Source organism: Niallia circulans (assembly GCF_003726095.1).
GTDB classification, from domain to species: Bacteria; Bacillota; Bacilli; order Bacillales; family Cytobacillaceae; genus Niallia; species Niallia circulans_A.
Map to the genome: position 1 here is coordinate 3,937,501 of NZ_CP026031.1, position 22,500 is coordinate 3,960,000.

Annotated in this window: 20 protein-coding genes, 1 tRNA gene, 2 rRNA genes, 1 other RNA gene, 1 pseudogene, 1 riboswitch and 1 other annotated feature (1 of these 27 only partly in view); of the genes and pseudogenes, 20 read left to right on the forward strand and 5 right to left on the reverse strand. The window is 37.6% G+C overall.

The annotated features are described in order from the left end of the window. Window positions 1-1,773, forward strand: a 23S ribosomal RNA gene (locus tag C2I06_RS18780); it begins 1,163 nt to the left of the window's first position. A 116-nt stretch (window positions 1,774-1,889) separates the two neighbouring features. Further along, window positions 1,890-2,006, forward strand: a 5S ribosomal RNA gene (gene rrf / locus C2I06_RS18785). Window positions 2,007-2,106: 100 nt separating this feature from the next. On the opposite strand, the gene C2I06_RS18790 is transcribed toward rrf, so the two are convergent. Further along, window positions 2,107-3,069 carry a YaaC family protein gene (locus C2I06_RS18790; RefSeq protein ID WP_123258653.1) on the reverse strand — a complete coding sequence of 321 codons (963 nt, stop codon included), beginning with the start codon at window positions 3,067-3,069 and terminating at the stop codon, window positions 2,107-2,109. A gap of 113 nt (window positions 3,070-3,182) precedes the next feature. Between C2I06_RS18790 and guaB the strand changes: the two genes are divergently transcribed. The 6 genes from guaB to C2I06_RS18820 all read left to right on the forward strand — a co-directional run bounded on the left by guaB (window position 3,183) and on the right by C2I06_RS18820 (window position 9,739). Continuing rightward, window positions 3,183-4,649: an IMP dehydrogenase gene (gene guaB / locus C2I06_RS18795; RefSeq protein ID WP_095334345.1), complete on the forward strand. Its 1,467-nt coding sequence runs from the start codon at window positions 3,183-3,185 to the stop codon at window positions 4,647-4,649. 172 nt (window positions 4,650-4,821) lie between these two features. Beyond that, window positions 4,822-6,153, forward strand: coding sequence for a D-alanyl-D-alanine carboxypeptidase family protein (locus tag C2I06_RS18800; protein WP_095334346.1), 1,332 nt, complete (start codon window positions 4,822-4,824; stop codon window positions 6,151-6,153). A gap of 192 nt (window positions 6,154-6,345) precedes the next feature. After that, complete coding sequence (pdxS, locus tag C2I06_RS18805; RefSeq protein WP_123258654.1) at window positions 6,346-7,227, forward strand: pyridoxal 5'-phosphate synthase lyase subunit PdxS; 882 nt, start codon at window positions 6,346-6,348, stop codon at window positions 7,225-7,227. Window position 7,228: 1 nt separating this feature from the next. Next, entirely contained in the window at window positions 7,229-7,834 is a 606-nt protein-coding gene (gene pdxT, locus C2I06_RS18810) for a pyridoxal 5'-phosphate synthase glutaminase subunit PdxT (protein WP_123258655.1), read from the forward strand. Window positions 7,835-7,885: 51 nt separating this feature from the next. Beyond that, window positions 7,886-8,111: a binding site (T-box leader), on the forward strand. A 93-nt stretch (window positions 8,112-8,204) separates the two neighbouring features. Next, window positions 8,205-9,485, forward strand: coding sequence for a serine--tRNA ligase (serS, locus tag C2I06_RS18815; RefSeq protein ID WP_095334349.1), 1,281 nt, complete (start codon window positions 8,205-8,207; stop codon window positions 9,483-9,485). Window positions 9,486-9,646: 161 nt separating this feature from the next. Next, window positions 9,647-9,739, forward strand: a tRNA-Ser gene (locus C2I06_RS18820). Between the two features lie 212 nt (window positions 9,740-9,951). Here C2I06_RS18820 and C2I06_RS18825 read toward each other — a convergent pair. Together C2I06_RS18825 and C2I06_RS18830 are read right to left on the reverse strand one after the other, a co-directional pair. Next, complete coding sequence (locus C2I06_RS18825; RefSeq protein ID WP_061801295.1) at window positions 9,952-10,623, reverse strand: deoxynucleoside kinase; 672 nt, start codon at window positions 10,621-10,623, stop codon at window positions 9,952-9,954. Beyond that, window positions 10,601-11,260, reverse strand: a complete 660-nt coding sequence (locus C2I06_RS18830) for a deoxynucleoside kinase (RefSeq protein ID WP_095334350.1) — start codon at window positions 11,258-11,260, stop codon at window positions 10,601-10,603. The genes C2I06_RS18825 and C2I06_RS18830 overlap by 23 nt, the downstream gene beginning before the upstream one ends. 282 nt (window positions 11,261-11,542) lie before the next feature. Continuing rightward, window positions 11,543-11,652: riboswitch (TPP riboswitch) on the forward strand. Between the two features lie 131 nt (window positions 11,653-11,783). Here C2I06_RS18830 and C2I06_RS18835 point away from each other — a divergent pair. From C2I06_RS18835 to C2I06_RS18855, 5 genes are read left to right on the forward strand one after another with little or no spacing between them, the layout of a single operon-like run. Next, complete coding sequence (locus C2I06_RS18835; RefSeq protein ID WP_095334351.1) at window positions 11,784-12,398, forward strand: thiamine phosphate synthase; 615 nt, start codon at window positions 11,784-11,786, stop codon at window positions 12,396-12,398. Then, window positions 12,379-13,485, forward strand: coding sequence for a glycine oxidase ThiO (thiO, locus tag C2I06_RS18840; RefSeq protein WP_095334352.1), 1,107 nt, complete (start codon window positions 12,379-12,381; stop codon window positions 13,483-13,485). Before C2I06_RS18835 ends, thiO begins: the two co-directional genes overlap by 20 nt. Before the next feature lie 15 nt (window positions 13,486-13,500). Further along, complete coding sequence (gene thiS / locus C2I06_RS18845; protein WP_095334353.1) at window positions 13,501-13,704, forward strand: sulfur carrier protein ThiS; 204 nt, start codon at window positions 13,501-13,503, stop codon at window positions 13,702-13,704. Beyond that, window positions 13,701-14,474 (forward strand): thiazole synthase, encoded by a 774-nt coding sequence (locus tag C2I06_RS18850; RefSeq protein WP_123258656.1) that lies wholly within the window; start codon window positions 13,701-13,703, stop codon window positions 14,472-14,474. Before thiS ends, C2I06_RS18850 begins: the two co-directional genes overlap by 4 nt. Then, window positions 14,471-15,478: a ThiF family adenylyltransferase gene (locus C2I06_RS18855; protein WP_095334355.1), complete on the forward strand. Its 1,008-nt coding sequence runs from the start codon at window positions 14,471-14,473 to the stop codon at window positions 15,476-15,478. The genes C2I06_RS18850 and C2I06_RS18855 overlap by 4 nt, the downstream gene beginning before the upstream one ends. Window positions 15,479-15,604: 126 nt before the next feature. Here the strand turns inward: C2I06_RS18855 and C2I06_RS18860 are convergent, their stop codons facing one another. Together C2I06_RS18860 and C2I06_RS18865 are read right to left on the reverse strand one after the other, a co-directional pair. Beyond that, a complete protein-coding gene (locus tag C2I06_RS18860) occupies window positions 15,605-16,891 on the reverse strand; it encodes a glycosyl hydrolase family 18 protein (protein WP_123258657.1) in 1,287 nt (428 codons plus the stop codon). A gap of 34 nt (window positions 16,892-16,925) precedes the next feature. Continuing rightward, window positions 16,926-17,489, reverse strand: a complete 564-nt coding sequence (locus tag C2I06_RS18865) for a cysteine hydrolase family protein (protein WP_123258658.1) — start codon at window positions 17,487-17,489, stop codon at window positions 16,926-16,928. A 171-nt stretch (window positions 17,490-17,660) separates the two neighbouring features. Here C2I06_RS18865 and tadA point away from each other — a divergent pair, with 171 nt between their 5' ends. The 7 genes and pseudogenes from tadA (at window position 17,661) to C2I06_RS18900 (ending at window position 22,201) form a co-directional block, all read left to right on the forward strand. Further along, a complete protein-coding gene (gene tadA / locus C2I06_RS18870) occupies window positions 17,661-18,173 on the forward strand; it encodes a tRNA adenosine(34) deaminase TadA (protein ID WP_095334358.1) in 513 nt (170 codons plus the stop codon). Window positions 18,174-18,258: 85 nt separating this feature from the next. Next, an RNA gene (gene ffs / locus C2I06_RS18875) (signal recognition particle sRNA large type) lies at window positions 18,259-18,523 on the forward strand. Window positions 18,524-18,731: 208 nt separating this feature from the next. Beyond that, the gene (gene dnaX / locus C2I06_RS18880) at window positions 18,732-20,438 is read left to right on the forward strand and encodes a DNA polymerase III subunit gamma/tau (protein ID WP_095334359.1); all 1,707 of its coding nucleotides are present in this window, start codon (window positions 18,732-18,734) and stop codon (window positions 20,436-20,438) included. A 78-nt stretch (window positions 20,439-20,516) separates the two neighbouring features. After that, window positions 20,517-20,837 carry a YbaB/EbfC family nucleoid-associated protein gene (locus C2I06_RS18885; RefSeq protein ID WP_047944843.1) on the forward strand — a complete coding sequence of 107 codons (321 nt, stop codon included), beginning with the start codon at window positions 20,517-20,519 and terminating at the stop codon, window positions 20,835-20,837. An 11-nt stretch (window positions 20,838-20,848) separates the two neighbouring features. Further along, the gene (gene recR, locus C2I06_RS18890) at window positions 20,849-21,445 is read left to right on the forward strand and encodes a recombination mediator RecR (protein ID WP_016205308.1); all 597 of its coding nucleotides are present in this window, start codon (window positions 20,849-20,851) and stop codon (window positions 21,443-21,445) included. Between the two features lie 19 nt (window positions 21,446-21,464). Further along, a pseudogene (locus C2I06_RS18895) lies at window positions 21,465-21,682 on the forward strand (YaaL family protein). 255 nt (window positions 21,683-21,937) lie between these two features. Further along, window positions 21,938-22,201, forward strand: a complete 264-nt coding sequence (locus tag C2I06_RS18900) for a pro-sigmaK processing inhibitor BofA family protein (protein ID WP_047944838.1) — start codon at window positions 21,938-21,940, stop codon at window positions 22,199-22,201. The last annotated feature ends 299 nt before the right edge of the window (window positions 22,202-22,500 follow it).

The following is a 22,500-nucleotide window of genomic DNA, read 5'->3' on the forward strand; positions in this document are numbered from 1 at the left end:
CTGCGCCGAAAATGTACCGGGGCTAAACGTATCACCGAAGCTGTGGATTGACATCTTTGATGTCAGTGGTAGGAGAGCGTTCTAAGGGCGTTGAAGCTAGACCGTAAGGACTGGTGGAGCGCTTAGAAGTGAGAATGCCGGTATGAGTAGCGAAAGATGAGTGAGAATCTCATCCACCGAATGCCTAAGGTTTCCTGAGGAAGGCTCGTCCGCTCAGGGTTAGTCGGGACCTAAGCCGAGGCTGAAAAGCGTAGGCGATGGACAACAGGTTGATATTCCTGTACCACCTTTAAATCGTTTGAGCAATGGGGGGACGCAGGAGGATAGGGTAAGCGTGCTGTTGGATTAGCACGTCCAAGCAGTTAGGCTGGTAATGAGGCAAATCCCATTACCACATAAGCGGAGCTGTGACGGCGAGGGAAATATAGTACCGAAGTTCCTGATTCCACACTGCCAAGAAAAGCCTCTAGCGAGATTTAGGGTGCCCGTACCGCAAACCGACACAGGTAGGCGAGGAGAGAATCCTAAGGTGAGCGAGAGAACTCTCGTTAAGGAACTCGGCAAAATGACCCCGTAACTTCGGGAGAAGGGGTGCTCTTGCGGGTGCAAGCCTGCGAGAGCCGCAGTGAATAGGCCCAGGCGACTGTTTAGCAAAAACACAGGTCTCTGCGAAGCCGCAAGGCGAAGTATAGGGGCTGACACCTGCCCGGTGCTGGAAGGTTAAGAGGAGGGGTTAGCACGTTAGTGCGAAGCTCTGAATTGAAGCCCCAGTAAACGGCGGCCGTAACTATAACGGTCCTAAGGTAGCGAAATTCCTTGTCGGGTAAGTTCCGACCCGCACGAAAGGTGTAACGATCTGGGCACTGTCTCAACGAGAGACTCGGTGAAATTATAGTACCTGTGAAGATGCAGGTTACCCGCGACAGGACGGAAAGACCCCGTGGAGCTTTACTGCAGCCTGATATTGAATTTTGGTACAGCTTGTACAGGATAGGTAGGAGCCTTGGAAGCCGGAGCGCTAGCTTCGGTGGAGGCATTGGTGGGATACTACCCTGGCTGTATTGACATTCTAACCCGCACCCCTGATCGGGGTGGGAGACAGTGTCAGGTGGGCAGTTTGACTGGGGCGGTCGCCTCCTAAAAAGTAACGGAGGCGCCCAAAGGTTCCCTCAGAATGGTTGGAAATCATTCGTAGAGTGTAAAGGCACAAGGGAGCTTGACTGCGAGACCTACAAGTCGAGCAGGGACGAAAGTCGGGCTTAGTGATCCGGTGGTTCCGCATGGAAGGGCCATCGCTCAACGGATAAAAGCTACCCCGGGGATAACAGGCTTATCTCCCCCAAGAGTCCACATCGACGGGGAGGTTTGGCACCTCGATGTCGGCTCATCGCATCCTGGGGCTGTAGTCGGTCCCAAGGGTTGGGCTGTTCGCCCATTAAAGCGGTACGCGAGCTGGGTTCAGAACGTCGTGAGACAGTTCGGTCCCTATCCGTCGTGGGCGTAGGAAATTTGAGAGGAGCTGTCCTTAGTACGAGAGGACCGGGATGGACGCACCGCTGGTGTACCAGTTGTCTTGCCAAAGGCATCGCTGGGTAGCTATGTGCGGAAGGGATAAGTGCTGAAAGCATCTAAGCATGAAGCCCCCCTCAAGATGAGATTTCCCATAGCGCAAGCTAGTAAGATCCCTGAAAGATGATCAGGTTGATAGGTCAGAGGTGGAAGCGTGGCGACATGTGGAGCTGACTGATACTAATAGATCGAGGACTTAACTAAAATGAAAAGCGGAAATGCCTGTTTATGGCGTTGGAGCTGGACAAAATGATTACTTGGCAAATTGGAATACTTCTAAATGATTTAGTTTTGAGAGAATAATTCTCTAAATAAATAAGTCTGGTGGCGATAGCGAGAAGGTCACACCCGTTCCCATACCGAACACGGAAGTTAAGCTTCTCAGCGCCGATGGTAGTTGGGGGTTCTCCCCCTGTGAGAGTAGGACGTCGCCAGGCAATAAGGAAAAAAGCATCTATTCGTTAGATGCTTTTTTTATTTAAAATAAAAATCGCCTTTTAATGAGCAAATATGTCTTGGGCAGAAATGTTGTAAATCTTAACTTATGGCTAGATTCTCTAAAAATTGATAAATTAATTCAGGACCTTTATCTGAGGAAACTTGTAAAAAAGATTCTATAAAGGGATAGTCTTTATTTGGCATCGTCTTTAATAGTTCACTCCACCATTCAATTTCATACCGAGCAATCATACTAAGGTTATATAGGATTAAATAATGGCTTAATAATTCATTGGATAAACAAGTTTTTTCTTTATCAGCAGAAACGGCATAAGATTCTTCTTTACTATCCCATTTAATAAAACTTCCTTGCTTGAGCGGTTCTAACAGGCGAATGGTCAACTCGCTTTTATTCTCTTCTATTTCCTCTAATTGTATACTATGATTCCTTTCTAAGTAATTTTTAAAGTGATTTATGTTCATATAGTATAAATCTAATATTTGATTCGAAATAATAATTTTATTAGCTGCTTGATCATGTACTTTAAAAAAGGTTGGTTTTCCTTCTAATACTTGAAATAAGTTAGATAATTCCGGGATATGACTTAAAAGATGTCCCATTTTTATTTTTTCCCCTTCTAAATTTTTGCAGGCAAACATTTTTTCAGCCATATAAGTGAAAAGTCCATTTTTTTGAATCTTTACTTCATCTTCGAAAAATAAATACTGTTGTTTTTTTAGTTTTCTTGTTGAAACTCCGTGTGCAAGAACAGAGGTGGAGTTTGGATAATTAGGATCGATCGTAAGCAAACATGCTTTTATTAAATGAACAAGACCATAAAATAAAAGAATGGGCTGAATACTCATTGGAGCATTTGCAGCTTGGTGATAATACAATTTGCCATGTTCTAAAAAGTACATAAAGGGATAACAATTCTGATAACTTTTAGAGTCTATATCAGATATATGTAAATTGCGATAGCATTTTTTTAGAAAATCTTGGGTATATTCCGCTGAAAAAAAACAACTATATGAGCTCCATCCTTTATAGAATTTGGACATTTGTTAGCCTCCTTGAATTTTTTGAAAAGTTAAACATATTAAACTGACCTTGACAGTATTTTGTCCAATTGATAACCTACTAATAATATTTTTAACAATATGGAGGCGTTAAAATGTGGGAAAGTAAATTTGCTAAAGAAGGATTAACGTTTGATGATGTGCTTTTAATTCCAGCTAAATCAGAAGTTTTGCCTCGTGATGTAAGCTTAAAAGTACAATTAGCGAAAAATTTAAATTTAAACATTCCGCTAATTAGTGCAGGAATGGATACTGTAACAGAAGCAGAAATGGCTATTGCTATTGCTAGACAAGGTGGATTAGGTATTATTCATAAAAATATGTCCATCGAGCAACAGGCTGAGCAAGTAGATAAAGTAAAACGCTCAGAAAGTGGTGTAATCACAGATCCTTTCTTTTTAACTCCTGAACACCAAGTATTTGATGCAGAGCATCTAATGGGTAAATATAGAATCTCCGGTGTGCCAATTGTTAATAACAACGAAGAGCAAAAACTAGTAGGTATTCTTACTAACCGTGACCTTCGCTTTATTGAAGACTTTTCCATTAAAATTTCGGATGTTATGACGAAAGAAAATTTAGTAACGGCTCCTGTAGGAACTACGTTAGAGGAAGCAGAAAAAATCTTACAACGATACAAGATTGAAAAATTACCTTTAATCGATGAAGAGGGTGTATTAAAGGGATTAATCACCATTAAAGATATAGAAAAAGTAATTGAATTTCCGCATTCAGCAAAAGATTCTCAAGGAAGATTATTAGTTGGGGCTGCAGTTGGTGTAACAAACGATGCATTAAAACGGGTTGAACTGCTTGTTAAATCTAATGTCGATGTAGTTGTCATTGATACTGCTCATGGCCATTCACAAGGTGTGCTAGAGGGTGTCAGAGATATTAGGAATGCATACCCTGATTTAACTATTATTGCTGGTAATGTAGCTACAGCAGAAGGAACACGAGCTTTAATCGAAGCTGGAGCAGACATTGTGAAAGTAGGAATTGGACCTGGTTCCATTTGTACAACACGTGTAGTTGCTGGTGTAGGTGTTCCTCAAATTACAGCAGTTTATGACTGTGCTACCGAGGCAAGAAAGCATGGTAAATCAATTATTGCAGATGGAGGAATTAAATACTCTGGTGATATTGTAAAAGCTTTGGCTGCAGGTGGACATGCGGTGATGTTAGGTAGTTTACTTGCAGGTGTTTCTGAAAGCCCTGGGGAAACAGAGATTTTCCAAGGCAGAAGATTTAAAGTATATAGAGGAATGGGCTCTGTTGCTGCAATGGAAAAGGGATCAAAGGATCGCTATTTCCAAGAAGATAATAAAAAGTTTGTTCCGGAAGGAATTGAGGGCAGACTTCCTTATAAAGGACCACTTTCCGATACTATTTACCAATTAGTAGGCGGTATCCGTTCAGGTATGGGATATTGTGGAACAAAAGATTTATATGAATTAAGAGAAAATGCACAATTTGTAAAAATGACAGGTGCTGGCTTAAGAGAAAGTCATCCACATGATGTTCAAATTACAAAAGAAGCACCAAACTATTCCCTTTCATAAACAAAGCTAGTGCCATATTAGTTTATGGAAAGTTTCCTTAATTTACTTTAGACAGTGAATGATGTCACTGTCTATTTTTTTTATTTTTTTTATGTTAAACTGTACAAGGGAAATAATTAACTTAAAAAATAAAGATAGATTAATAGATAAAATAGTTTTGGAGGTTTTAATATTGAAACAAGTAAAAAAGTGGACGGTGTCATTCATCATTGCTGTACTATTCTTAAGTACACTATCAACGGTTCTACCCTATCAAGCAAATGCTGCTGAAAAGGACGAACTAGGATTAAATGCAGGAGCAGCTATACTGGTAGATGCTAATACCGGGGAAATATTATATGAAAAAAATACAGATGAACTCCTTGGAGTTGCCTCCATGTCAAAAATGATGACAGAATATATTGTTCTGGAATCGATAAAGAACGGGAAAATTTCTTGGGATCAAAAGGTAAAAATAAATAATTATATTCACAGATTATCTGGAGCTCCGGAGTTATCCAATGTAGGGTTAACTGAAGGAGAAGAGTATACAGTTAAAGAATTGTATGAAGCAATGGCAATCCATTCAGGAAATGCAGCTACTGTTGCATTGGCAGAATTAATTGCTGGTACAGAGAAAAATTATATTAGTGTAATGAATAAAAAAGCCGAGGAATTAGGATTAAAAGATTTCGAATTTGTTAACTCTTCCGGTTTAAATAACAGTGATTTATTGGGGAATATCCCAGCTGGAACTGAAAAAGATGAAAACAAAATGTCAGCTAAGGCTGTTGCCAAGCTAGCATATCGTTTAATCAATGATTTTCCAGAAATACTAGAAACATCTGGTATGCCGAGCTTAAAGTTTAGAGATGGAAGAGAATATAAAAACTTTAACTGGTTAATTCCTTCTCTAATTTATGGATATGAGGGTGTAGATGGATTAAAAACAGGTTCTACTGATTATGCTAAATTTAATGTTACCGCTACTGCAAAAAAAGGGGATCATCGATATATCGTCGTTATTATGAAAAGTGAAACAAAGAATTCTCGTTTTGCAGAAGCAAGAAAAGTTTTAGACTTTGCTTTTAATAATTTTTCTACTGAAGAGGTACTTCCAGCAAATTACGTAGATGCAAAAAATAAAACGATTGATGTTATAAAAGGAAAAGAAGATAAAGTAAGCATTGGAACAAAAGATGCCGTTAACTTAGTAATCAAAAACAATGAGAAAGAAAACTATGTTGCCAAGGTTGTATTAGATGAGAAGAAATTAAATAAAGATGGCGAACTAACAGCTCCAATTAAAAAAGGAGATAAGGTTGGCTATGTAACAGTGCAAACGAAAGACGGAAAAGATGTGCCATTCCTAACAAATGACGGAAAAGAGAAAGCACAAGTAGATTTAGTGGCAAACGAAACAGTTGAAAAGGCAAATTGGTTTGTTTTGGCAATGCGTGGAATTGGTTCATTCTTCGCGAATGTATGGGGAAGTGTTTCTGATACAGTAAAAGGCTGGTTTTAATTAAAAACGATTTAAATAGCCAAGAACAATAATTAACTAGATAAATCGCATACATTATGGAAATTGAAAGAAAAAGAGCTTCTGTATTGACAGAAGCTCTTTTTTATTGTTTATTTTCAGTAGGGAATAATAATTTTATTCGAAAGATTAAGATAATTAAAATTGAAAAAGATACTTTACAGGGGGCAAACAATGAAAACTGGGACTGATAGAGTAAAACGTGGAATGGCTGAAATGCAAAAAGGCGGAGTAATCATGGATGTTATCAACGCAGAACAGGCCAAGATTGCAGAGGAAGCAGGGGCGGTAGCTGTTATGGCTCTTGAACGTGTTCCTTCCGATATTCGTGCAGCTGGCGGAGTTGCTAGAATGGCTGATCCTACAATTGTAGAGGAAGTAATGAATGCTGTAACAATCCCTGTAATGGCAAAGGCGCGTATTGGTCATATTGTCGAAGCAAGAGTGCTTGAAGCTATGGGTGTGGATTATATTGATGAGAGTGAAGTTCTAACTCCAGCAGATGAAGAGTTTCATTTAAATAAAAATGAATATACTGTTCCATTTGTATGTGGTTGTCGTGACCTTGGAGAAGCAGCAAGACGTATCGGCGAAGGTGCTTCTATGCTTCGTACAAAAGGGGAACCAGGAACGGGAAATATTGTGGAAGCAGTCCGTCACATTAGAAAAGTAAATGCGCAAGTCCGTAAAGTTGCTTACATGAATGAAGATGAATTAATGACAGAAGCGAAGATCTTAGGAGCTCCATATGAGCTTCTTTTAGAAATTAAGAGACTAGGTCGCCTGCCGGTTGTCAACTTCGCTGCTGGTGGTGTTGCAACGCCTGCTGATGCAGCTTTAATGATGCAATTAGGTGCCGATGGTGTATTTGTCGGTTCTGGTATTTTTAAATCAGATAATCCTGCAAAATTTGCTAGAGCAATAGTAGAAGCCACTACTCATTATCAAGATTATGAGTTGATTGCGGAAATTTCTAAAAACCTTGGAACAGCAATGAAAGGAATTGAAATATCTAGTTTAGCACCAGAAGCTCGTATGCAAGAGCGTGGTTGGTAAGATGAGCGCAACGGTAAATATAAAAATAGGGGTCCTTGGTTTACAAGGTGCAGTTAGAGAACATGTTAATGCAATTGAAGCAAATAATGCAGAAGCGATTGTCGTAAAGAAAGTAGAACAATTGGATGACATAGACGGTCTTATTATCCCTGGTGGAGAAAGTACAACCATGCGACGACTGATTGATAAATATGAACTTATGGAGGCGCTGCAGGCATTTGCTAAGACAGGGAAACCAATGTTTGGGACATGCGCAGGGTTAATCTTATTAGCAAACTCCATTAAAGGCTATGATAAGCCTCATATTGGTGTAATGGATGTACAAGTGGAGCGTAATTCCTTTGGGAGACAAAAGGAGAGCTTTGAGGCCAACCTAGATATTGCTGGGGTCGCGGAGGATTTTACTGCTGTATTTATCCGAGCACCACATATTGTTAGTGTTGGTGAAAATGTTGAGGTTTTAGCTAAACATAATGATCGTATTGTAGCAGCACGGGAAGCTCAGTTCTTGGGATGTTCTTTCCATCCTGAGTTAACGGAGGATCATCGCTTAACTGGTTATTTTATTAAAATGGCGATAGAAGCGAAGCAACACTTATTTGCATAAGCTGTTGAATTTCGGAAATAATTATAGTAAGATAAATGCAACTAATATATGGAATCTACTATGATAGGAAATAGTAACAGGTTACTTATTCTTTAAAGAGAGCCGATGGTTGGTGCGAATCGGTGAATAAAGCCTGCGAATCCATCCTAGAGTAAAAACAAGGAACGCATATGCTGCAAGTAATTGTTTTCGGCTAAAAACCGTTATGATCTTTAAGGTGAAAAGCAGTTTTATGCTTTTAACTAGGGTGGCAACGCGGGTAACTCTCGTCCCTTTTGGGGATGGGAGTTTTTTATTTGCAAAAAAGATTAAGGTCACAGGGTGTGTAACAGTAGATTGCATGTAGAAATAAAACATAGGAGGAATAGTAATGTTAGATATCAAATTTGTTCGTGCTAATTTTGATTTTGTAAAAAGTCAGTTACAGCATCGAGGAGAAGACTTATCAGAGCTTGATAATTTTGAAGCATTGGATGTAAGAAGAAGAGAGTTAATCGTTGAAACAGAGCAGCTGAAAAGTAAACGAAATGAGGTTTCTCAGCAAGTTGCTGTATTAAAGAGAGAGAAAAAAGATGCAGAAGCTCTTATCAGTGAAATGAGAGAAGTTGGTGAAAAAATTAAAGAATATGATAACGAGCTCCGCGATGTAGAAGAAAGATTACAAACAATCATGCTTGGTATTCCAAATCTCCCTCATGAAAGTGTTCCAGTAGGAGATACGGAAGATGATAATGTTGAAATTAGAAAATGGGGCGAAATTAGAAAATTTGATTTTGAACCAAAGCCTCACTGGGATGTTGCAACAGATTTAGATTTACTTGATTTTGAACGAGCAGCGAAGGTGACAGGAAGCCGCTTTGTATTTTATAAAGGATTAGGGGCAAAACTAGAAAGAGCGTTATTTAATTTCATGCTTGATTTGCATACAGAGGAACATGGCTATAAAGAAATTATCCCCCCATTCTTAGTAAATAGAGCTAGCTTAACAGGAACTGGCCAATTACCTAAGTTTGAGGAAGATGCTTTCTTAATAGAAAAAGAAGATTATTTCTTAATTCCAACTTCTGAAGTACCAGTAACGAACTTGCATAGAGATGAAATACTGGATGGAGATCAATTACCAATCAAGTATGCTGCATTTAGTGCAAACTTCCGTTCAGAAGCAGGATCTGCTGGAAGAGATACTAGGGGATTAATTAGACAGCATCAATTTAATAAAGTTGAGCTAGTTAAATTTGTTAAGCCAGAGGATTCTTATGAAGAGTTAGAATCTTTAACAAAAAATGCCGAAAAGGTATTACAGCTTCTAGGTTTACCATACCGTGTATTGAGCATGTGTACAGGTGATTTAGGGTTTACAGCCGCCAAGAAATATGATGTAGAGGTATGGATTCCAAGCTACAATATGTACCGTGAAATTTCTTCTTGCAGTAATTTTGAAGCATTTCAAGCAAGAAGAGCTAATATTCGTTTCCGTAGAGAGCCTAAAGGAAAACCGGAGCATGTGCATACATTAAACGGATCTGGTCTTGCTATCGGAAGAACAGTTGCTGCGATTTTAGAGAATTATCAGCAAGCTGACGGCAGTGTGGTAATTCCTGAAGTACTACGACCATATATGAGAAATAGAGAAGTAATTGCCCCTGAATAATAGGGCAAACAGTTAAAAAGGGTTGACCTCTTTAGAGGGATTGTATATTCTTTGGAGGTCAACTATTTTTCCTAGCTCCTTTATTAGAAAATAAAAAATAAAAAAATGAAAAATATAGTTGACTTATGAAATAATAGATGATATATTATTATTTGTCTGATGGAGGAATACCCAAGTCCGGCTGAAGGGATCGGTCTTGAAAACCGACAGGCGGGTCAAACCGCGCAGGGGTTCGAATCCCCTTTCCTCCTCCATGATTTTATATTTTACATTGCGCATAATATTTGGAGATATATGTGACCTGCTACTACGGTAGCAGGTTTTTTATGTTTTATAAGCTTTTTTTATAAAGTTAGTAAAATAAAATCATTGAATGAATAAATAAAAAGGATTTTCCTTTGTTTTCCCTTACAGCCAGGCTTTCTAGTGAATGTCTGGCTGTAAAAGGAAAACGTGGAAAGTCCTTCTACGCTTTTTTGCTATAGTTTTTATGTTGAAGAATAGTACCTATTTTTTCTATTATAGGTTCGATAGATTGGCTGCCAGCAATTGCATCATATTCGTTAATATTTAGACGAAGAACTGGACATGCGGAGAAAGAATCAATCCATTTCTCATATCTTCCATGCATCTCTTTCCAATAATCAATTGGCGTTTGCTTTTCCATTTCGCGGCCTCTTCGATCAATACGCTGTAAAATGTCCTCGAGAGAGCCTTCTAGGTATATTAAAAGGTCTGGATGGGGGAAGTAAGGAGTCATAACCATCGCTTCAAAAAGACTCGTATATGTTTCGTAATCTACTTCCGACATGGTTCCTTTTTCGTAATGCATTCTTGCAAATATACCGGTATCCTCATAAATGGAACGATCTTGAATAAATCCGCCGCCATACTCAAAGATTCTCTTTTGTTCTTTAAATCGTTCTGCTAAAAAATATACTTGCAGATGAAAACTCCAGCGGCTGAAATCGTGATAAAATTTATCAAGATATGGGTTTGTGTCGACTTTCTCAAAGGAAGTCCGAAATTGCAAGGCATCTGCTAATGCATTTGTTAAGGTAGATTTTCCTACGCCAACTGTCCCAGCAATTGTAATAACAGAATTACTCGGAATATTATATTTTGTTCGTAGATTCATGATTAAAGGCTCCTATATTTAAAGTTTCTTTTATTGCGTCTATAATTTTTACTAAGTCTTGTTTGTTTTGAATAAAATCCAATGTATCTCCATTGAAATCTAATACTGGGATCTGTGGGTTATTCTTTTTGAAGTCATTCATGACAACATCGTAATCAGATGCTAGTTGTTCTAGATAAAGAGGACTAATATTTTTTTCGATGTCTCTATCTCTCTTTTTGATTCGTGCCATAAGTGTATCTAAACTTGCATGTAAATAAATAATAATATTCGGCATCGGCAGGTCTTCTGTTAACACGTCATATATTCGAATATATTTGTCTAAATCACTATCCTGCAAGGATCTTTTTGCGAAAATGAGATTTTTTAATATATGATAATCTGCAACTACAGGTATGTTTTTATTTAAGTAATGGTCTCTTGTATCGTTTAATTGCTTAAATCGATTACATAAGAAAAACATTTCTGTTTGAAAACTCCATTCATCAATGTTTTCATAAAATTTTCCGAGAAAGGGATTTTCCTCTACAATCTCCTTAAGAAGTTCGTATTGAAAATACTCTGAGAGCAATTTAGCTAAAGAAGTTTTTCCCACTCCGATAGGTCCTTCTACTGTAATAAAAGGGATACTATTCACACTTGTCCCTCCAGTTCTTTTATTTTGAGAAGCGAACTTTTTTAGGCTGCAAAAATAATGGCTATCATCCGACAACAGCTTTTCTAATGATTGCTTCTTTTAGTAGGTAATAAAAATAGTACAAGAGTCATTTTAACACATGGAAGAGAATGTGGACATATGCTTGTTTTTTCCTAAAAAAAATATTTTAGATTTTAGGCGAACTTTAAAAGTGGAAAAATTGAGAATTTTATTATTGCTAAATTATCAGTCTATGGTATTATATGGGTAAAGTTTATAATTGAATCACACTAGGGGATCCCTTGATAAGGGCTGAGAATAAAGTAGTTACTTTTAAACCCTTAAAACCTGAACAGGTTCGTACCTGCGTAGGAAAGTGGATACCTTTAAATATGTGTGCCTAATGGTCTTTTTTCATTAGGTGTAATTTATTAACCACTTTCTGCTTGGGAAAGTGGTTTTTTGTGTTTTCTTTTTAAAATTTAATATTTAAATGCTGAATTAATAGTTGGGAGATGATGAAATGAAGATAATGGCTGTAACAGATAATAAACATTCCTTTGAAAGACTCTCCTCCATATTATTAGAAATTCACCCATATGTGGATTATGTGCAAATTAGAGAGAAAGCAAAAAGCCCAAAAGAAATTTATTTACTTGGTGAGAGGCTGCTTAAGGAAGGGGTACCGGCTCAGAAAATAATCATAAATGACCGCCTAGACGTTGCAGCATTGCTCTCTTTAAGACATGTGCATTTACCAGGCAATGGATTACCTATTCAACCAGTAAAAAATATTTATCCAACATTATCTATAGGTGTATCTGTTCATAGTCAACAGGAAGCAATCATAGCAGAAAATGCTCGGGCTGATTATGTGATATATGGCCATTGTTTTCCGACTGACAGTAAAAAAGGAAAGATACCTATCGCGTTGCCATCGATCACTGATATAAAGAGAGATCTAACTATTCCTATTTATGCTATAGGTGGAATAACTGAAGAACGAGTCGGTAAATTAGCAAGTTTAGGTGTAGATGGAGTAGCGATTATGTCTGCTATATTTTCAGCGTCTCAGCCATTAAAAGCAGTACAACGACTAAGGGAAAGATGTGAAGAGTGTGGAATCCAAAAAATTTGATGTCGTTATTGTAGGTGGAGGAATTATTGGTAGTTCTATTGCTTACTATTTAGCAAAAGAAAACAGGAAGGTCGCCATATTAGAAGCAAATACAATAGGTGGGAAATCAACAAGCGCAGCAGCTGGGATGCTTGGCGCTCACTCTGAATATAAAGAGTTTAAGCAACTTTATCCATTTGCAAGAAGTAGTCAGCTTTTATATAAGGAGCTTTATGAGGAGATAAGGGAGCTTACTGCTATTGATTTTGAGAAAAGAAATGGCGGTTTATTAAAGCTTGCTTATTCAGAGGAAGAAAAAGGGGAACTAGAACCTATTTTGGCCCTATCATCCGTGGAATGGCTGGATGCTGAACTAGCAAGGAAAATGGTTCCCCAGCTTTCTAGCGCTATCTTCGGAGCAGCATTTTTGAAAGAGGATGTACATATCACCCCATTGATAGCATGTAATGGTTTAAGTAAAGGAGCGCAGCTATTCGGAGCAGAAGTTTATGAATATACCCGTGTATTAGGAGTCAAAAAGAAAGGGATAGATTATGTCATAAAAACGTCGCAAGGTGCTTTTTTCGCAGAAAATGTAGTCATTGCAAGTGGAGTATGGAGCAATTACTTCTTTCAGCAATTAGGGTTATCACACGAAATTACCCCGGTTAAGGGAGAATGTGTATCTGTAGAAAATGAAGGATTTCCCTTGCAATATTCCGTATTTCATAATCAATTTTACATTGTACCAAGAAATAATCAGGAGTTCATTATTGGAGCAACGAAAAAATGGAATGAATGGAGTGAGGAACCTTCCCTTGATGGGATAGAGGAAGTTATACAAAAAGCAAAGGAAATGATACCAGAAGTTGGAAGGATGAAGTGGAAGAGAGCGTGGGCTGGCCTAAGACCACAAACGTATGATGGTTATCCATTTATAGGTGAGCATCCAGAAATGAAAGGCTTGTATTTTGCAACTGGACACCAAAGAAATGGAATTCTTTTAGCTCCTATAACAGGAAAGATGATTAGAGATTTAATATTGGGTATGCCTGTAAAAAGCGAATGGCTAGATGCCTTTAAAGTTGAGCGACGTATTTTAGTCTGATGGGGAGGGGAGTAATTGAATATACAATTGAATGGTAAGGAACAACAGCTGCCTAAAGAGGTTGTTACGGTAGAGGATCTCCTACACTTTTTTGAATTAAATAATCGTATTGTCATAGTAGAAATAAATCGGGATATTTTGCAAAAAGAACAGTACCAAACACATGTATTAAAAGAAAGCGATAGAGTAGAACTAATTCACTTTGTTGGAGGAGGATGAAAATGTTAACAATAGCAAATCGTACCTTTCGGTCTCGTTTGTTACTTGGGACAGGAAAATACCCATCATTTGAAATACAAAAAAAAGCGGTAGAAGTATCAGAAAGTGAGATTCTAACCTTTGCGGTACGCAGGATGAATATATTTGAAAAATCACAGCCTAATTTCTTGGAACAGCTGGATTTAAAGCGTTATACTCTCCTTCCGAATACTGCGGGAGCGAAGACTGCAGAAGAAGCGGTAAGAATTGCTAAACTCGCAAAGGCATCTGGACTATGTGACATGATTAAAGTAGAAGTAATCGGTTGTGATAAGTCGCTGCTGCCGGATCCGATAGAAACTTTGAGGGCATCTGAACAATTATTAGAAGAGGGATTCATTGTGTTGCCTTATACCTCTGATGATGTTGTGCTGGCAAAACGGTTAGAACAGTTAGGTGTACATGCTATTATGCCAGGTGCTTCCCCCATTGGGTCAGGAAAAGGAATTATCAATCCGCTAAATTTACAATTTATTATCGAGCAAAGTAATGTACCTGTTATTGTGGATGCAGGAATTGGCTCGCCAAAGGACACAGCATATGCAATGGAACTTGGCGCAGATGGGGTACTTTTAAATACAGCGGTTTCTAATGCATCTGATCCAGTTAAAATGGCTCAGGCGATGAAATTAGCTATAGAAGCTGGAAGATTGGGGTATGAAGCAGGGAGAATAATCGAGAAGAATTATGGTGTTGCAAGTAGTCCGATTGCGGGGATGATTCCATCTTGACTAGTCGTTTTTTAAAGCAGGAATTATTTATTGGTAAAGAGGGACAAAGAAATATTGAAGCTAGTCATGCTGTTATTTTAGGGGCAGGAGCCTTAGGATCAGCTAGTTCTGAGATGCTGGTAAGAGCAGGAATAGGAAGACTGACTATTATCGATCGTGATTACGTAGAAGAGAGCAATTTGCAAAGGCAACAGCTCTATACGGAAGAGGATGCAGCCGATAAACTCCCTAAAGCTGTTGCGGCAAAAAGGAGATTAAAGGATATTAGCAGTCATACGCTTATAGAGGCAGTGGTGGAGGATATAAACTGTCATACAATCGAAAAATTTATAGAGGGTGCTTCTATTCTAATAGATGGTACCGATAATTTTGAAACAAGATTAGTCATAAATGATGCTGCGATTAAGCTGAAAATACCATTTCTTTTTGGGGCATGTGTAGGAAGCTATGGGCTTTCCTATCCAGTCGCAGGGGAGAATGCGCCATGTCTTCATTGTTTAATTGAACAGCTCCCTTCCCAGGAAATAACCTGTGATACCGCAGGGGTTATCAGTCCTATTGTTCAGTGGGTTGCTGCTATGCAAGTATCGCAAGCCATACAAATTCTTTCTGGTGAAAAGTTATTGCCGGTACTACGTTCTTTTGATATTTGGAAAATGGAATATGCGGAAATGAATGTCGAAAAGCTAAAAAAATTTGAGTGTCCTACATGCGGAGGAAGAGCAGATTTTCCGTATTTGTCTTTTCAAAATCAAACAAAAGCAGCGGTGTTATGTGGGAGAGATGCTGTTCATATTCGCCCTGCTACGTCAAAGAGATTGGATCTTTATGTGCTTTCAAAGCAATGGAAGGCCCTTGTTCAAAACTTAATTGCCAATCCTTATTTAGTGTCTTTTCAATATGATGATTATCGGGTGATTCTTTTTGAAGATGGGCGTGCGATCATTCATGGAACATCAGAGATAAGTGTAGCAAAATCCATTTATGCGAGATTGATTGGATAGGGTTAAAAAAGGAAAGAGCTATTTGATAAGATCTTTCCTTTTTTTATCAATATACTGCAATTAGTCTGCTTGGTGTTACAGGTGTTGAGCCGAATCATACAGGTTTTTTAAGTGAAAATAAGTTGACTATGTTCTTTTTGTTATGTGAAAATTATCGGCAAGTAAAAGCCAGTTTTGGGGAAAGGCTAAACCTAATTTCCAATAACTAATTCCTCTTAAATCCAACTCTTTGATTAAATTGAATTTTGCTTGAATAGAACGAGCATCCTCAAACCACACTTCATGCAGCCTGCCTTCACTGTCTGTGTATTTAAAATAGGGAGCCTGTGCTTTTTGATCATATAGTATCTCCGCATTATAATCAGCTGCAAGTTGAATGGCTGCTTGAGGGCTAAGTGCTTTTGCTACTGTTCCTTCGACAAAGGGAAGAGTCCAATCATAACCATATAAATTTTGCCCCATCATAATTTTAGAGGGAGGCATCTCCGTGATGGCATATTCTAAAACATCTCTAACTGGTCCAATAGGAGAAACAGCCATAGCGGGCCCTCCGCTATACCCCCATTCATAAGTCATGATAACGACAAAATCGACAATTTCTCCGTGTGCTCTGTAATCATGTGCTTCATACCATTTTCCTTTTTGAGTAGCGCTAGTTTTTGGAGCTAAAGCAGTAGATATTAGCCAACCCTCTTGGGAAAAACGATTTTTCGCTCTACGGAGAAAACGATTATAGGCTTCCCGATCCTCCGGGCGTAAATATTCAAAATCAAAATGGATATCCTGAAATCCATATTTCTTTGCGGTCGTCACAATATTATGGAGGAAGTTATTTTGAATGGTTTCCTCATTTAATAGGATTCGTCCGAGCTCATCACTGAATTGATCATTTTCTTGATTCGTAATAACCATCATAAGTACATTATTATTTCTCTGGGCAATTTCAGGGAAATTATTAAGAAGTGGTTCTTTTAAACCGCCATCTCGTAATGCTTGAAAACTAAACGGTGCAAGGTAGGTTAAATAAGGAGCTGCTTCTCGTGCACTTTCCTCAAGATTAGGTGCGACATATGTACCCCGTGGTTCTACATATGCGTTAGACTCGACCGGTCTTTGCGGCCTCTCGGGAATATATAAACGTAAACCAACTTGTAAAGGTTGGTTAACAGCAATAGAGTTGATAGAAGCTAATTGTTCATAATTCAACCTGAACCGTTGAGCAATAGACCAAAGCGTATCTCCATATTGAACCCAATAAAAGCTACCGATAATAGGGATAACGAGTGCTTGCCCTATTACTAATCGGTCTGGATTTGGTAGATCATTCGCTTCTACTATATCATTAACCGTAGTACCGTATGCAGCTGCAATGCCTGTTAATGTTTGATTATTACGGACAACGTGAATTTGCATATTCTTCCCTCCTGACAGGATACATTATTACAGTTTATGAGGAAGAAAGAGCAGAAATGATTGTATTTTCATTGAATGTAAATATTTTTGCATTCATGACATTTTTCATCATGCGAATAGCATATTGATTATCTTCATTATCAACAGAAGCAATACAATTATCTGGAATAAGAAGCGGGTACTCTCGCATATAGGCATCATTAGCAGTAAATAAAACGCAAATATTTCCGGCAATTCCGGTAAGGATAAGGTTTTTAACCTGCAATTGATGAAGTAGGGTATATAAAGCTGTGCCATAAAAGGCAGAATGTCTTGGTTTGATTAAAAAATAGTCGGTATCATCTGGTCTGATTTTATCAATAATAGGTTCACTTTTTTCATTTCTACAATAATCAATTACTTTATTCAATTCAGCTTGCCATAGATTATAATGGTCGTTGATATAAATAATCGGTATTTTTTCTTTTTTGCATTGTTTTTTAAGCAGTTGAATATGCTCTGCAATTATTAATGTTTTTTCTGCTAAAATATTTCCATGCACAAAACGAAAGTCATTTATCATATCAATAATTAAGAGTGCTGTGTCAGATGATTCCATATGGTTCTCCTTTTCTATGTAAGATGGTAGAATAAAAAATTAGCTAGTGTGCTGGAAGATAAACTAACTTCCAGCATGGGTTAGTTGGAAAATAGAATTGATTTTCTTAGTTTAAGTAAAAGAAGGATTTTCATTACAAATTTTGTGTTTATATATAGGTGGGCTGTAATTATGGAAATAAACCAAGATCAATTATTTATGAAAATAGCTATAGAGGAAGCAAAGAAGGCTGCGGAAATAGGAGAAGTGCCGATTGGTGCAGTTGTTGCTTATAGAGGGGAAGTAATTGCTAGAGCACATAATTTAAGAGAAACAGACCAATCTGCCATTGCTCATGCTGAATTGCTTGCTATTGAGAAGGCGTGTGAAGTATTAGGAACATGGAGACTAGAGGAAGCCACGCTTTATGTTACGCTAGAGCCCTGTGCTATGTGTTCTGGAGCTATCCTGCTGTCACGAATTCCAAGGGTGGTTTATGGTGCAGCGGATCCAAAGGGAGGATGTGCTGGTACTTTTATGAATTTACTTCAAGATGACCGATTTAACCACCAAAGTGAAGTAATTACGGGTGTATTAGCAGAAGAGTGTGGACAGTTATTAACTTCTTTTTTTCGCGAAATAAGAAACCGAAGGAAGAAGAAAAAGGAACGGAAGACAAGTGTTTTGGATTCTTACAATAATTAACAAATGCTTTATGTTGATTTTTCCGTCCATTATCAGTATACTAAGAGTGTGTCTTAGGACACCTAATATTTTGGTATCAATTTTGTCGTGCTAAGCGGGGAGGTAGCGGTGCCCTGTACTCGCAATCCGCTCTAGCGAGGCTGAATTCCTTTCTGAGGCTGGTATCCTGTAGGGTCTGCCTTAAGTAAGTGGTGTTGACGTCCGGGTCCTGCGCAATGGGAATCCATGAACCATGTCAGGTCCGGAAGGAAGCAGCATTAAGTGGACACCCCCATGTGCCGCAGGGTTACCTGGACCGAGCTAACTACTTAAGTAACGCTTATGGGTGCCAGTCGATGAAAGGTGCACGGCAGTTATAATTATACATACAAAACTCATCCTATGTGGATGAGTTTTTTTGTAAGTTAAAGGGAATGGCTGCATTCCTTTTGTTTGGAAATAGTTATTCTCTTTTTCGAAGAGAATAACTATTTCCATGTCTTTATGTATGCTATTATGGATGTAAAAATATAAACGGATAAGCTATAATAAAAAAGAAAATAAAAAATGGAGGGTACTATGAACTATCAAGCTTTATATCGGGTTTGGCGTCCTCAACAGTTTATTGATGTAGTAGGGCAGGAACACGTAACAAAGACATTGCAAAATGCCCTTCTTCAACAAAAAATCTCTCATGCTTACCTGTTCTCTGGGCCGAGAGGGACAGGGAAAACAAGTGCAGCGAAAATATTAGCGAAAGCAGTTAACTGTGAGAGAGCACCAATTAGTGAACCTTGTAATGAATGTGATGCATGTAGAGGAATTACAGATGGTACTATCCCTGATGTAATTGAAATAGATGCTGCTTCCAATAATGGAGTAGAAGAAATAAGGGATATAAGAGATAAGGTGAAATTTGCTCCTAGCTCTGTACCTTACAAAGTATATATTATTGATGAAGTTCATATGCTGTCAATTGGAGCGTTTAATGCGCTTTTAAAAACATTGGAGGAACCCCCTAAACATGTAATCTTTATTTTAGCCACTACTGAGCCTCACAAAATTCCTTTAACCATTATTTCAAGATGTCAGCGGTTTGATTTTAGACGAATTACATCGCAAGCGATTGTCAATCGAATGAGATTGATTATGGATGAATCAGCGATCTCTTGTGAGGAAAAAGCATTACAAATGATTGCAAGAGCAGCAGATGGTGGAATGCGTGATGCTTTAAGTTTACTAGATCAAGCGATTTCTTATAGTAATGAAGTAGTTACGGTTGAAGATGCTTTGACAGTGACGGGTGCTGTTTCACAAAACTTTTTAAATACATTGTCGAGAGCTATTTTAGATGGAGATACGGTAAGAGGGCTCCAATCTTTAGATGAATTACTTCTTGCTGGGAAGGACTCTAATCGTTTTATTGAAGATTTCATCTTTTTCTATCGCGATATGCTACTTTATAAAACGGCTCCTAATTTAGAGGAATCCTTAGAAAGGGTTTTATTGGATGATGATTTTAAAGATCTTGCAGAAACACATACACATGAACAAATTTATGAGCTTATAAATTTGCTGAATAGAACACAGCAAGATATGCGCTGGACAAACCATCCGAGAATCTTTTTAGAAGTAGCCATTGTGAAATTATGTCAGTTGGAAGCACCAAACATATCTGGGCAATCTAATGTAAACATTCCAGAAATACAATCTTTGCTGAGTAAGGTATCTTCTTTAGAAGAAGAATTGGCGAATATTAAGCAAAAAGGTGTTACTGTAGTCGCAGAAACGCAGCCAACACAGAAAAAAACAAGAACAAATAGAAAAGGATTTCAAGCACCTTTAGGGAAAATAACAGAAACACTAAAAAATGCAACAAAGCAAGAATTGCAAAGTATAAAGAGTAATTGGGGAGCTATGCTGAATACTCTTGTGCAAAACCAAATGAGATCGCAAGCTGCATTGTTGAATGAAGCAGAACCAGTTGCTGCATCAACGGATTCCATTATTATTAAATTTAAATATGAAATCCACTGTCAAATGGCGTTAGATAATGTTAAATTTATAGAGACAATCACTAATTCTTTGTATCAACTCCTTGGAAAAAGGTATAATTTATTAGGAGTCCCTGAAGAGCAATGGCTCAACATTAGAGAAGAATTTCTCAATAGCTCCCAGCACCTAGAAGCTTCTGAAGAAGGAGACGGTGAAGAGCGGCAAGATAACCCCGTTGTATCAGAAGCGATAAAATTATTTGGTGAAGAATTATTAGAAGTGAAGGATTAATTTCGAACCTATTGGTTATATATGTAAGTAATCTATTATGTAAAAACCAATGGAAACTATAAATTGGAGGTAGTATATATGCGTGGAATGGGAAATATGCAAAATATGATGAAACAAATGCAAAAGATGCAAAAGAAAATGGCAGAGGCGCAAGAACAGCTTGGTGAAGAAAAGATTGAAGGAACAGCAGGCGGCGGAATGGTAACTGTTGTTGTATCTGGTCATAAAGAAATTATTGATGTGATTATTAAGGAAGAGGTTGTAGATCCAGAAGATGTAGAAATGTTGCAAGATTTAGTTTTAGCAGCAACAAATGATGCTTTGAAAAAAGCGGATGAATTAACAAATTCTACAATGGGTCAGTTTACAAAAGGATTAAACCTTCCTGGAATGTTTTAAGGGGGGAGATTATGCACTATCCTGAACCTATATCAAAGCTAATTGACAGCTTTATGAAATTGCCAGGCATTGGGCCTAAAACGGCCTCTAGACTGGCTTTTTTTGTATTAAATATGAAGGAAGATACCGTGCTGGATTTTGCGAAAGCATTAGTTAATGCGAAAAGAAACCTAACTTATTGTTCTGTATGTGGTCATATTACAGATCAAGATCCATGCTATATCTGTGAAGATAGTAGAAGAGATCGAAGTATTATATGTGTAGTACAAGATCCAAAAGATGTCATTGCAATGGAAAAAATGAAAGAATATAACGGACTTTATCATGTTCTCCACGGGGCTATTTCTCCGATGGATGGGATTGGACCAGAAGATATCAATGTACCTTCTTTGATAAAGAGATTGCAGGATGATGAGGCCCAAGAAGTTATTATGGCAACAAACCCGAATATAGAAGGAGAAGCGACAGCTATGTATATTTCTCGTCTGCTCAAACCATCAGGTATTAAAATCACAAGAATTGCTCATGGTTTGCCGGTAGGTGGAGATTTAGAATATGCAGATGAGGTTACACTATCTAAAGCGTTAGAAGGTCGAAGAGAAGTGTAAGGTACAGGAGGGCTAGCGGATGTTCTTTCGAAAAAAAGGAAAGTTAAGGAAGGAATTTGATGAGAAGCTATTAGTTCAATTTAGTCATTTAAAAAAGAATGGTTAAATGATAAAAGTTTGTTAGATAAGAGTTTTGATCCTTCCGATGAAGTAATTAGTGGAGCTAAATTATCAGAGGCAAAGTATTTTTTCTTATTTAAAGAAGCAAAACAAAGAAAAATAAATTTATTGAAATAATAAGCAGGCCGAGTGAAGAATGAACTGCTCCCCATTATATAACAGATTGTATTTTTTAAATCAGTCTACCTAATGGGGAGCATATCAGAATCTTTTATTCGGTTCTTTTATTTTTACATCGATCTTTTTAACTTTGATAGTGAATAAGCACATGGCTGAAAAGTGCTAATTAAAATGAAAAGTTGTCCATCCTAGGTCTTATTTATGGAAATGATACATATTTATAAATACAAGCATAATAAGGGAGGATGGACAGTGAGCCCGGTTGTTATTATATCTATTGTCATTGGGTTGGTTATTTTGTTGTTAGTAGTCGGTACACCAATAAAACCACTTAGAATGATTGGACAAGGTATTATAAAAATTATGATAGGTGCGTTATTTTTATTTTTCCTAAATACGGTCGGTAATCAATATGGTATACATGTGCCAATTAATTTTGCAACCTCCACCGTATCAGGAATATTGGGGATTCCAGGAGTAGCAGCATTAGTAGCGATTCAATTATATATTATATAATTAAAACGTATAATGATACTCGAAAAGGAGATTATCTAAATTCAGAACAAAGGAGAGAAAGCTTTGTGAGGATTTATAGTTAATCTCTTTTATTTGTGAGCTGATTTTATTAATTAAAAACAGGGTTTGGGAATAAAGATAAAATACTATTAAAAAGTATTGACTTCATATATAAAGGGTGATAATATATAAAAAGTCGCCAGATTGGTTAGCTTAATCACTGGAAATGCTTTAAAAAAAGTATTTGACATATAATATGTATTTGTGATATTATATAAAAGTTGCTTCTGATAGCAACA

What these genes read in the sequence shown, in the direction of transcription:
- pdxS (WP_123258654.1), top strand. Translation starts at nt 6,346, where the DNA reads ATGAAAACTGGGACTGATAGAGTAAAACGTGGAATGGCTGAAATGCAA.
- pdxT (WP_123258655.1), top strand. Translation starts at nt 7,229, where the DNA reads ATGAGCGCAACGGTAAATATAAAAATAGGGGTCCTTGGTTTACAAGGT.
- recR (WP_016205308.1), top strand. Translation starts at nt 20,849, where the DNA reads ATGCACTATCCTGAACCTATATCAAAGCTAATTGACAGCTTTATGAAA.
- dnaX (WP_095334359.1), top strand. Translation starts at nt 18,732, where the DNA reads ATGAACTATCAAGCTTTATATCGGGTTTGGCGTCCTCAACAGTTTATT.
- serS (WP_095334349.1), top strand. Translation starts at nt 8,205, where the DNA reads ATGTTAGATATCAAATTTGTTCGTGCTAATTTTGATTTTGTAAAAAGT.
- C2I06_RS18860 (WP_123258657.1), bottom strand. Translation starts at nt 16,891, where the DNA reads ATGCAAATTCACGTTGTCCGTAATAATCAAACATTAACAGGCATTGCA.
- C2I06_RS18825 (WP_061801295.1), bottom strand. Translation starts at nt 10,623, where the DNA reads ATGAATCTACGAACAAAATATAATATTCCGAGTAATTCTGTTATTACA.
- C2I06_RS18865 (WP_123258658.1), bottom strand. Translation starts at nt 17,489, where the DNA reads ATGGAATCATCTGACACAGCACTCTTAATTATTGATATGATAAATGAC.
- tadA (WP_095334358.1), top strand. Translation starts at nt 17,661, where the DNA reads ATGGAAATAAACCAAGATCAATTATTTATGAAAATAGCTATAGAGGAA.
- guaB (WP_095334345.1), top strand. Translation starts at nt 3,183, where the DNA reads ATGTGGGAAAGTAAATTTGCTAAAGAAGGATTAACGTTTGATGATGTG.
- C2I06_RS18885 (WP_047944843.1), top strand. Translation starts at nt 20,517, where the DNA reads ATGCGTGGAATGGGAAATATGCAAAATATGATGAAACAAATGCAAAAG.
- C2I06_RS18835 (WP_095334351.1), top strand. Translation starts at nt 11,784, where the DNA reads ATGAAGATAATGGCTGTAACAGATAATAAACATTCCTTTGAAAGACTC.
- C2I06_RS18850 (WP_123258656.1), top strand. Translation starts at nt 13,701, where the DNA reads ATGAAAATGTTAACAATAGCAAATCGTACCTTTCGGTCTCGTTTGTTA.
- C2I06_RS18790 (WP_123258653.1), bottom strand. Translation starts at nt 3,069, where the DNA reads ATGTCCAAATTCTATAAAGGATGGAGCTCATATAGTTGTTTTTTTTCA.